General features: G+C 48.7%; 12 protein-coding genes and 1 tRNA gene. 6 read left to right on the top strand and 7 right to left on the bottom strand.

Going from position 1 to position 10,190, the window contains the following annotated elements:
- Positions 1–621 precede the first annotated feature (621 nt).
- Together BWI93_RS13025 and BWI93_RS13020 are read right to left on the bottom strand one after the other, a co-directional pair.
- Positions 622–1,590, bottom strand: a complete 969-nt coding sequence (locus BWI93_RS13025) for a sulfite exporter TauE/SafE family protein (protein WP_094811993.1) — start codon at positions 1,588–1,590, stop codon at positions 622–624.
- Positions 1,591–1,754: 164 nt separating this feature from the next.
- Positions 1,755–2,561, bottom strand: a complete 807-nt coding sequence (locus BWI93_RS13020; RefSeq protein WP_094811991.1) for a mechanosensitive ion channel family protein — start codon at positions 2,559–2,561, stop codon at positions 1,755–1,757.
- A gap of 292 nt (positions 2,562–2,853) precedes the next feature.
- Between BWI93_RS13020 and BWI93_RS13015 the strand changes: the two genes are divergently transcribed.
- The 5 genes from BWI93_RS13015 to BWI93_RS13000 all read left to right on the top strand — a co-directional run bounded on the left by BWI93_RS13015 (position 2,854) and on the right by BWI93_RS13000 (position 5,899).
- The gene (locus BWI93_RS13015; RefSeq protein WP_094811989.1) at positions 2,854–3,096 is read left to right on the top strand and encodes a hypothetical protein; all 243 of its coding nucleotides are present in this window, start codon (positions 2,854–2,856) and stop codon (positions 3,094–3,096) included.
- Between the two features lie 36 nt (positions 3,097–3,132).
- Complete coding sequence (locus BWI93_RS28785; RefSeq protein ID WP_255157841.1) at positions 3,133–3,912, top strand: sterol desaturase family protein; 780 nt, start codon at positions 3,133–3,135, stop codon at positions 3,910–3,912.
- Positions 3,909–4,346, top strand: coding sequence for a hypothetical protein (locus tag BWI93_RS28780; RefSeq protein WP_255157840.1), 438 nt, complete (start codon positions 3,909–3,911; stop codon positions 4,344–4,346). The genes BWI93_RS28785 and BWI93_RS28780 overlap by 4 nt, the downstream gene beginning before the upstream one ends.
- Before the next feature lie 73 nt (positions 4,347–4,419).
- Positions 4,420–4,734: a hypothetical protein gene (locus BWI93_RS13005; protein ID WP_094811986.1), complete on the top strand. Its 315-nt coding sequence runs from the start codon at positions 4,420–4,422 to the stop codon at positions 4,732–4,734.
- A gap of 1 nt (position 4,735) precedes the next feature.
- On the top strand, positions 4,736–5,899 hold the full coding sequence (locus BWI93_RS13000; RefSeq protein ID WP_094811984.1) for a methionine aminotransferase: 1,164 nt from the start codon (positions 4,736–4,738) through the stop codon (positions 5,897–5,899).
- 187 nt (positions 5,900–6,086) lie between these two features.
- Here the strand turns inward: BWI93_RS13000 and BWI93_RS12995 are convergent, their stop codons facing one another.
- From BWI93_RS12995 to BWI93_RS12985, 4 genes are all read right to left on the bottom strand, one after another.
- Positions 6,087–6,476, bottom strand: coding sequence for a redoxin domain-containing protein (locus tag BWI93_RS12995; protein ID WP_255157839.1), 390 nt, complete (start codon positions 6,474–6,476; stop codon positions 6,087–6,089).
- A gap of 35 nt (positions 6,477–6,511) precedes the next feature.
- Positions 6,512–6,700 (bottom strand): hypothetical protein, encoded by a 189-nt coding sequence (locus BWI93_RS28775; RefSeq protein WP_255157838.1) that lies wholly within the window; start codon positions 6,698–6,700, stop codon positions 6,512–6,514.
- Positions 6,701–6,727: 27 nt separating this feature from the next.
- Positions 6,728–6,798, bottom strand: a tRNA-Cys gene (locus tag BWI93_RS12990).
- Positions 6,799–7,108: 310 nt separating this feature from the next.
- Positions 7,109–7,981: a nucleoside phosphorylase gene (locus tag BWI93_RS12985; protein WP_094811980.1), complete on the bottom strand. Its 873-nt coding sequence runs from the start codon at positions 7,979–7,981 to the stop codon at positions 7,109–7,111.
- 125 nt (positions 7,982–8,106) lie between these two features.
- Here BWI93_RS12985 and BWI93_RS12980 point away from each other — a divergent pair, with 125 nt between their 5' ends.
- Positions 8,107–9,576, top strand: coding sequence for a gluconokinase (locus tag BWI93_RS12980; protein ID WP_094811978.1), 1,470 nt, complete (start codon positions 8,107–8,109; stop codon positions 9,574–9,576).
- On the opposite strand, the gene BWI93_RS12975 is transcribed toward BWI93_RS12980, so the two are convergent.
- The gene (locus BWI93_RS12975; protein WP_094811995.1) at positions 9,573–10,049 is read right to left on the bottom strand and encodes a GNAT family N-acetyltransferase; all 477 of its coding nucleotides are present in this window, start codon (positions 10,047–10,049) and stop codon (positions 9,573–9,575) included. The genes BWI93_RS12980 and BWI93_RS12975 overlap by 4 nt on opposite strands.
- Positions 10,050–10,190 lie beyond the last annotated feature (141 nt).

Below are 10,190 nucleotides of genomic sequence, written 5' to 3'. Positions count from 1 at the left end.
TACGGACTTTTTAATTAGTAGGCTGTGCCTACCCGGCGGGACGCATCCATACCCCGCATTTTATACGGGGGTTAATCATATAGAACCCCTTCGGGGTTGACGAGACGGCATGTAAGCTTGGACGAAACAGGGCACGTGTGATCCTTTAACCCCGGAGGGGTTTCATTCGAATAAAATAGCCATGGGTGCAACCCATGGTTAACTTCGCATTTGATAGCCCCGCATTTCATACGGGGCTATGCCCATTAAACCCCTCCGGGGTTAGATTGCCTAAGATGGGCTGTAGTGGTGTAATTTTCCAAACCTATAACCCGTCCCGCTCACCCCGATTTGATACTGCATGGAATGATCAGGGTGGTCTGGTTTCACGTCTCTTACGCGAATCAACTCCCCTTAGGGAAATCCCAAAAGATACACACCAGATTATCCGTAGGAACTTTCACTACAAACCTTCTAAGAACGAAGCAGTATTCCTGCCATTATTACAAGGTCAATACCTAGCATAAGCGAAAACTTTGTTGGGATGAACCCTCGAAATAGTTCGGCAATAAAAAACCACCGTGCTGATCTGTTGCTAAGACAGACAACACGGTGGTTTTTCGTATCAATAGCTTTGCGTTCTTAGCCAATCAGTCGCTTCAGACTGGCCAGAATCACTACGATACCAACCAGAATCATCATCGCTTTAATCGGTAGCTTACTGGCTAAACGGGCTGCAATGGGAGCGGCAATCACGCCTCCCAGAATAAGCCCCAGAATCACCTGCCATTGTGATAATCCAATCACAAGGAAGAAAGTGAGGGAAGACGAGAAAGAAATGAAAAATTCAGCCAAGTTCACCGAACCAACGGTATAGCGGGGATGACGTCCCGATGCAATCAGCGTCGAAGATACAATCGGACCCCAGCCGCCGCCGCCAATGGAATCCATAAAACCGCCAAACCAAGCCAGTGGTCCAATCAACTTGATCGGATTTTTCTTCTGCCGCTTGATCAGGGCTTTCCGGATGATTACGATACCCAGAATCAAGGTATATGTCGACACGGCTGGTTTTACGTACGTCATGTACTCTTCCAGTACGGAAGAAAGCAGGTAAGCACCCAAAACAGCTCCAATAACGCCGGGAATCAAGATCACCTTGAAAAGTTTGGCGTTCACATTGCCATATCTCAGGTGCATGTAGCCCGATACGCCACTCGTAAAAATTTCGGAGGTGTGTACACTCATGGAAATGACGGCGGGAGAAACCCCTACGCCCGCCAGAAAAGTCGCTGCTGAAACACCGTAAGCCATGCCCAGGGCTCCATCTACCATTTGGGCCAGAAAGCCACCCAGTACGTACCAGAGAATGTCAACCGTAATGGAGTTGAAAGCCGTAGTAATATTTTCGACGGTAAGAAACTTAAAGATCAGGTGCCCTACAATCATCAAGGCTAACGCATTCACGATGTGAATGAAAATCTCAGCGGGTTTGCGTTCCCGTTTCCACAACGTAATGATGGCCTCTTCGAAGGGGTTTTTGCTGCTCTTTTTGACGGAACGGGCGGGTATGACTTCGGAGGGCTTAAGTACTTCAGACGTTGACTCCATGTAGTGTAGTTTGCCTACAAAAATAGTAGACTATCTTTTACTCCACCAAATTAGTAGAATATTAAATTCCGTATTTCTTCGCGATGAACAAGTAAAGGTCTGTAAATCAATTACTAATAAAAAAAGGCTCCGAAGAGCCTTGAGGTTAGGTAGGAGGAAAATACTTATTTCTGCTTGACGTACACCAACTTTTCCGGAGCCTGAATGCCATCACGGTCAAACTGGCGTTTGAGGTTTTCGTGCATATAATAGTACGTGTTCCAGTAATCGGCTGGCGTGGTCCACACGCGTACATCGTAGCTCGTTGTATCGGGGGTGAGTTTGGTGACCAGTACATCATGGCCACGATCTTTGAGTGCATACGGGCAGGTCGCAATGACACCTTGAATCGCGGCCTTAGTTACGTCCAGATCATTCTGACTTCCTACGCCGTACACCATATCCACGCGAATAACACCCTTGCCCGAAATGTTCGTGACGGGGCTGGTGGATAGGGAGCCGTTGGGTAGGATGATGGTTTTATTATCCGGCGTTACCAGAATGGTGTTGAAAATCTGGATGGCCTCTACCACACCGATGAAGCCCTGAGCTTCGATTAAATCACCAACCCGGAATGGTTTGAAAATGAGAATGAGTACACCTCCCGCAAAGTTGGCCAGGCTGCCCTGTAAAGCCAGACCTACGGCTAAACCGGCAGCTCCGAGGATCGCGACGAAGGAAGTCGTTTCGATACCCAACAGTCCCGCACAGCTTAACAAGAGCATCACATTGAACAGAACGCTGAGTAAGGAGAGTAAAAAGGGTTGAACGTCGCGATCAATACGACTCTGATTCATACGAGCAGCCAGAAATTGTGTAAGCTTACCAATGACCAGCCGTCCGATGATAAAAACGACTAAGGCCAGAAGAATTTTGCCGCCGTACTGATAGACATGTAACAGAATGAGATCTTTTAAATTAGTGAAATCCATACACGTGAGTAAGTAAGGTGAAAGATGAGGGATTGTTAAAGGGTAATACAGGGACAATAAACTAAAAAAATACGTATATACTACTAAATATATGTTATTATTATTTGTAGGGCAATTTCGCGAATGAAGCATACTTTGTGTTATACACATCAGAAAAGTACTTAGTGCTTTTCATCTCCATAAAATCAATTCACCAGTAGCGATTAGTAATCATGAAAAGTTAAATTTTAATAATCTATTAAATTAATAGGATAAATAGATTTAATTTGCGTGTACCAATAACCTTACAGCCATGAATCAATCGATATTACGTATTCAAGTGATTGGCAATGCCAGTCAAAAACTCGTCTTCAACGTATTGAATGCCATCAATCGACGCAAGGGAAACCGCGTACGACAGATGGATTTTGCTTACCGGGATAAATCCCAGCGAGGGTTCCTCAACGTAGAACTGCATGAACCGGAACACGTACTCATTCGTCGGATTTCGGCGGTAGAAGGCGTGGTTCGGGTGAACTCCGTGGCAGCTTTTTAAATTTATACTATAATCTTTTGCCTCCCTATGAATAGTATGGAGATCAACATTCTTGCCTTTGCCATTCCCCTGTTTGTCTTTTTTATTGGACTTGAGTATTACCTTTCCTTACGAATGGAGCGGAAGGTGCACCATTTTGCCGACTCCGTAACCAATATGGGCGTTGGGATTGCCGAGCGGCTTTCTGACCTGTACGTGAGTAGCCTGTTCTTCTACGTGTTTGATTTTATCCAGCGAAATTTTGGTCTGTTTATAATTCAGGAAAACGCCTGGACCTTCATTCTGCTCTTTCTGGCGACGGACTTTCTATGGTATTGGTACCACCGATTCGCCCACGAAATCAATCTGTTTTGGGGCGTTCACGTAGTACACCACCAGAGTGATGAATTTAACTATACCGTAGCCGCTCGGATTACGGTGTTTCAGGCATTGGTACGAGGGGCGTTCTGGTGCGTATTGCCGCTGTTGGGCTTCTCCGCCGAGATGATTACCGCCTTGCTGCTGATTCACGGAGCGTATCCCTTTTTCACGCATACGCGACTGGTCGGCAAACTGGGCTGGCTGGAGTATATTTTCGTAACCCCTTCGCACCACCGGGTTCACCACGCCAGTAATGAGCTATACCTCGATAAAAACTACGGGGACGTACTGATCATTTGGGATAAGCTCTTCGGTACGTTTATCGAGGAAACCGAAGAACCCGTGTATGGGCTAACGAAACCCTTGAAAAGCTATAGTTTCCTCTGGCAACATTTTCATTTTTTACTGGAAATTGCCCTGTCGGTGAAAAAACGCCCGGTTTTATCCCGAAATTGAAGGTCATTTTTGGTCGTCCCGCCAACTTTGATCCGCACGTACGGGGTGAGCTGGAGGCCATTTTCATTGCCCAGCATCCCGAAGTTGTGGTAAGTCATCGGATGCGGAGCTACATTCTTGGGCAACTGGTTGTCGTATCCCTACTGCTGTTTTTTCTGATTCTCTGGGACCAGTACTGGCCGTTCCCCTTACAAGTAGGTGGTGGGGTGTTTGTCCTACTGAGTCTGATTAATATCGGAGCGATTCTGGAAAAGAAAACCTGGGTGTTGTACCTGGAATACGCCCGCTTATGCAGTCTGATCCTGACCGCGTACGCCCTGACCAATAACCCCTGGTGGCTACTGACACTGAATCTGGCCAGTATTGTGATTCTCTTTACGTCGAATTACCTCCGCCGTCAGTACGTGCATTGGGTGTACAATGAAGCCAGATAACGGAGGTTCGAAAACAGGAACTCCGGGTAAAGTCTTAACTTGCCCGGAGTTCTTCATGTAACGCAAACCTATCATGGCACAACCTACCGAACAAACCCTCGTAGACGTACTCAATCGGCTGAAAAATCAGGGTTACACGTTGGATTTTAACCTGGAAACGGACGCCCTGCATTGTCCACAGGAAAGCTTACGCCTGCAACCCGAAGACTTTGAAATTGTAGAAACGGTTCGTCTGGAAGGCATGTCCGATCCGGACGACAATCTCATTGTATACGCAATCGAATCACACGGCGGCCAGAAAGGTACGCTGATCAGTCCCTACGGCGTTTACGCGGAAGACAGCACCAGTGCCGAGCTAGCCGCTAAACTTGCGGTAAATAGATCCTAGTATGTCCCTTGTTTCTTCCCTGACAACCAAATTGCCGAAAGTCGGCACCACGATTTTCACGACCATGTCCCAGCTGGCCGCCGAACACGGTGCCCTGAATTTATCGCAGGGATTTCCGGGTTTCGACGGGTCACCCGCGTTATTGGCACTGGTCGAAAAGTATCTACGAAAAGGATTCAATCAATACGCTCCCATGACGGGCGTACAGCCCCTCCGGGAGGCCCTGGCCCGTAAAACAGAAGTCCAGTACGGGCAAGGGTATCATCCGGAACGGGAAATCACCATCACATCGGGAGCTACTGAGGCTCTGTTCGCAGCCATTACGGCGGTAGTACGGCCGGGTGACGAGGTACTGGTATTCGAACCGGCGTACGATAGTTACGTTCCCGCTATCGAACTCAATGGTGGAACGCCCGTCTTTGTCACCCTGGTCGCTCCTGATTTTGCGGTCGACTGGGAAGAGGTACGTCGCAAGATCACTGACCGTACGCGACTCATCATCGTGAACACACCCCACAACCCGACGGGCTATGTCTGGACTCGTAATGACCTCGATCAGCTGGTTACACTCATTCAGTACCGCGATATCTGGGTGGTTGCCGATGAAGTCTATGAACACATCACCTTCGATACCTATGAGCACGTATCGCTGGCTCAGCATCCGCAATTGCGGGAGCGTACATTTGTGTGTGGGTCCTTCGGGAAAACTTTTCACGTAACGGGCTGGAAAGTAGGGTACTGCCTGGCTCCGGCTGAGCTGAGTACGGAGTTTCGTAAAGTGCATCAGTATTTGACCTTTAGTACGGTGACACCCATCCAGTACGCCCTGGCCGAGTACCTGAATGAACCCGAGCACTACGAATCCGTGGCAGCTTTTTATCAGCAGAAGCGGGACTTTTTCCTGCGACAACTGGCCGGATCGACGTTTCAATGGAAACCTTCGCAGGGAACGTTTTTCCAGAATTTATCCTACCAGGCCGAAGTACCGGACTATGAACTGGCGGTGCGACTGACCAGGGAAATCGGCGTAGCTTCCATTCCGACGTCCGTGTTTTTTCATCAGAAAAACGACCATAAGCTGCTGCGATTCTGCTTTGCCAAAGACGAAGAGACCTTAGAAAAAGCCGCCGAACGCCTGTGCCAGTGGCCCGGCTTTGTGAGCTGATTTGATACCTTTTAAAAATACAGCGGTCTGTAGCACACGGACCGCTTTTTTCATTCATAAGGGGACTATTCTCTGAGGAAGGTAGGCCCGAAAACTAAAAATGCCTCCGGAAAATCCAGCGGCATTTTTCACCTTGATTGCATACACACTTACTTAAACTCTTGCCCCAAAGGGACTATATCGAATCCTAACGATTGTCGTACAGGGCCGTCAGTAACGCACGGCTGTTGCAGGTATTCGTCAGATTTTCATCAATGAAATCAAACACGATTTGCCGCTGCCGATTAATGACGTACACGGCTGGGATATAAGCGTCATCGGAAATGCCCGACACGCGTTCCCACAGCGGATGGGAGTCTGAATACACCCCAAAACTCCGGGCAATCTGATTATACCGATCATAGGCCAGATTAAAATCCAGATCCTTCGTGTCGGCGAGTTGCTGGAGCATCGGAGCGGGCTCATTGGATAAGACGAGCAGATCGCCACCCAAACCCCGAATATTTTGGTGCAGGGCCTGCAAAAAACTCAAATGCGAGGCCGCATAGGCATTCCAGCAGGGGCAATAGAAACTCAACACCAGCGGACGTTGCTGTACTAACTCTCCCAGGGTCAGTTCGGATTGCGTTTGAAACCGATCGGCGAGGGTCGCGTTCCAAACACCGGAGCTGGCTTCAGCTGAAAAGAAGGAGCCGTATGACCCTGGTTCAACGGAAGAACCCGTTCCGGACGGCGATGGGGTAGTGGCTTTACGTGTACCGCAGTAATTACACCTGATTCATCTTCAATTTCGTACAGCATGTCTCGTGGGGATTAAGCTTGATGTAGTGGCTGCGGCGGGAGTCGAACCCGCGTCGGAGGCTTTGCAGGCCTCTGCCTCTCCACTCGACCACACAGCCCGTGTTGGATAATTGATCTGAAAACGTTTAAAGAGTTTGAGGTTTGATAGGATTAAAGTTTGGTAAAGGGTCTTTGATTACGGCTACAAAGATATAGTATAATTTATACTCTATAGAATAAGTAGACTAATATTTTTTTGAAAAAAGTGCCTTGTATTGATTTTCAGGATGTTTCGTCTCCTTAAATTTTTTAAAGCGTTGGAAAATTAGCTTCACCAGGCATGACGAAAGAATAAATAGCTGCTGGTAAAAAGTGAAATAACTCCCTGCTCATGGAAAGTAAGAGGGAGTTATTTCGGGCTGGCATGGCTTAGGCTACTAACCAGTCTAAGGTATCACGAATCAGTTTCTGGACAATTTTCTCCGGTTCCGAAGCAAATTCATTACTGACCCGGTTGGCGACAATGGCACTGAGCGAGAGCATTTCGTGGTCCAGAAGTTTACCAAAGAGGTAATACGCCGCCGTTTCCATTTCGAAATTGGTAATGCGATTGCCGTTCCAACTGAATTGTTGAAGCAAAGCAATGGAATCAGGGACCTGCGGGGAAAGCCGCAGGGATCGTCCCTGCGGAGCGTAAAAACCGGGGCAGGTCAGCGTAATGCCCGTATACAGATTCGGAATGAGTCGGGATGTGATGCCGTTGAGCAGGGTAGCAGAGGCTTCTACCGCATAGGGTTGCAACCGTAGCTGGAGGGTCTGACGAAGTTCCGCACAAAATTCCGGAGCCCACAAGGACTCATCCGTGGCATAAAAGTCGAGCAGTCCGTCCAGACCCACCCCCGCAGAAGAGGCCACCACCGAGCCCAGCGGGATGTCCTGTTGCAAACTGCCCGAGGTACCAATGCGGATAATTTTGAGCGGATTCAAACCCGATAGGGGTTCCCGGCGTTTTAAATCAATATTACGGACCGCGTCAAGCTCCGTCATGACAATTTCCACATTATCGGCACCAATGCCGGAGGAAACGACGGTAAATCGCTTCTTGCCAATGGAGCCCGTGTGCGTGACAAATTCTCGATGCTGTTTCTTTACTTCAATTCGGTCAAAGAACTGGGAAATCATACTTACGCGGTCGGGATCGCCTACCACAAGCACGGTATCGGCTACATCTTCGGGCAACAACCGAAGGTGATAAATACTCCCGTCGGCGTTGAGAATTAATTCGGAGGCTGGGTAGGTCATGGCTTTAAGAACTAAATGAAACTGCTAAGTTTGGAAAAAATACGTGGGAATCATTGATTTCAAATACTTACAAAGACGTTGGCGATGCCCGGTAAAACGTTAAAACCGCTTAAAAGATAAAAAAGTTGGAATACTGGATTGGAGTAGACATCGGAACCACCAATACAAAAGTAGTGGCTTTCATCGAAGGGGGTGAAGTGAAGGGCCATCATAGTGTGGGTTACGAAATGATTCACCCGCAACCGGATTACAGCGAACTGGATGCCGAAGTCATTTATCAGGCGGTGCATACGTGTCTGCAGACCGTTCTCCATGCCTTAGATGCTCCCGTACGCACCATCACGTTTTGCTCGGCCATGCATAGTGTGCTGGCCGTTGATGAAGCAGGCCAGCCGCTTAGCAACCTGATCATCTGGGCGGATAATCGGGCTACGGAAGAGGCTGAATCGCTGATCGGTACGCCCCTGGGAAAAGAATTATTTCAGGCTTGCGGTACACCCCTGCATCCCATGGTGCCGCTCTGTAAACTGATGTGGTTGCAGAAGTATGAACCTGAACTGGTACACAAGACTTATAAATTCGTTGGTATCAAAGAATTAATCTGGTATCGACTGACGGGCGAATGGGTGGTTGATTATTCGATCGCTTCGGCAACGGCCATGTTTGATCTGCGGGAATTGAAATGGAATGAAAAAGCTCTGGAAACGGCGGGTATTCCGGCGGAAAAACTCTCTGCGACCGTCTCTCCCTATCACAGTTTTCCTGTTTCGGATCCCCTGAAACAACAGTTACAGATCACCAGTGATGCAGTAGTAACGGAGCAGACTAAACTGATCATTGGAGCGTCCGATGGCTGTGTGGCAAACCTGGGTACCGGAGCGGTGGTACCGGGTCGGGTGGCTGTAACCATCGGTACGAGCGGGGCGGTACGGGTCAGTGCCCGGCAACCCCTGCTGGACGAACACATGCGAACCTTTTGTTATCTGCTCGATACGGAAACCTTTATCATTGGTGGAGGTACCAATTCAGGAGGCGTCATTTTTCAGTGGCTGGGCGAAACCCTTTTTCCCGATAAATCGGAAGAAGAACTCAGTACGCTGGCCGCTGAAAGTCCAACTGGAGCCAATGATTTACTCTTCTTGCCGTACCTGCTCGGTGAACGGGCTCCCATCTGGAATGTACACGCCAAAGGCGGCTTTCACGGGTTGACGTTACAGCATACTGCTTCGCATCTGGTTCGGGCGGTGCTCGAAGGTATTTGTCTGCACACGTATTCCATCGTCAAAATTCTGGAAGACCGTGAACAGATTACCGAAATCTATGCGTCCGGGGGCTTTGCCAAAAGTCCGTTCTGGGTACAACTGCTGGCGGATGTATGCGGTAAGCCCGTATGTCTGCCCGAAACCGTGGAAGCGGGTGCCTGGGGTTCGGCTTTGATGGGTATGAAAGCGGAGCAGGTTATCGAGAATTACGAGGAACGGATGAATAAGCTGAAAACCCGGAAAACCTTTAACCCAAACCTGAATCACACCGCTCAGTATCAGCGTATTTTTGAGCGGTTTATGAAATTGTACGAAGCTACAAAGTCGATTTAACGTAGCGACTTTTCCAGATACACGGCTTCCGGTAAAGGGTTGTAAACGTACGGGGCCGTAGTCACAAAGCCGAGTTGTTCGTACAGTCGCAGGGCGGCGGTCAGACTTTGTAAACTGTCGAGCTTCATGGTCGTATAACCCGCTTCGCGAGCAAACGTAATAATGGCTTCGGCCAGTTGCCGGCCCAAACCCGTGTTCCGCTGCGAGGGCGATACGTACAGGCGTTTCATCTCACAAACACCCGCTTCTTTCAGCGGTTTCACCGCTACGCAGCCGACTACCCGCTGATGTTTATCTTCGGCCAGTAATACACAGCCCCGGGGGGGACCGTAAACCTGAGCCAGCGTTTGTAATTCCTGTTCAAAATTCTGGAAGGATAAATTAATGCCCAGAGCGTCGGCATACTCCTGGAAAATAAACCGGATCTGATCCAGATCAGCCGCAGAAAAATCCGTTTGACGAAGTGTAATCATGCGACAAAAATCCCGCATTCAAACGGAAAATAAAAATGCATAGGTCGTTCAAACGTATAGAAACGAAGTCGCAGGCTGGAAATAATTTCTAAACGTTCAGCCTGACCCAACAAAAAGTCCCGCAGGATCCTGCGGGACTTT

It is taken from the genome of Siphonobacter sp. BAB-5385, from assembly GCF_002261125.1.
Classification (GTDB): domain Bacteria; phylum Bacteroidota; class Bacteroidia; order Cytophagales; family Spirosomataceae; genus Siphonobacter.
Note: the sequence above shows the minus strand (reverse complement) of the source record. Positions and strands in the feature narration are given on the sequence as shown.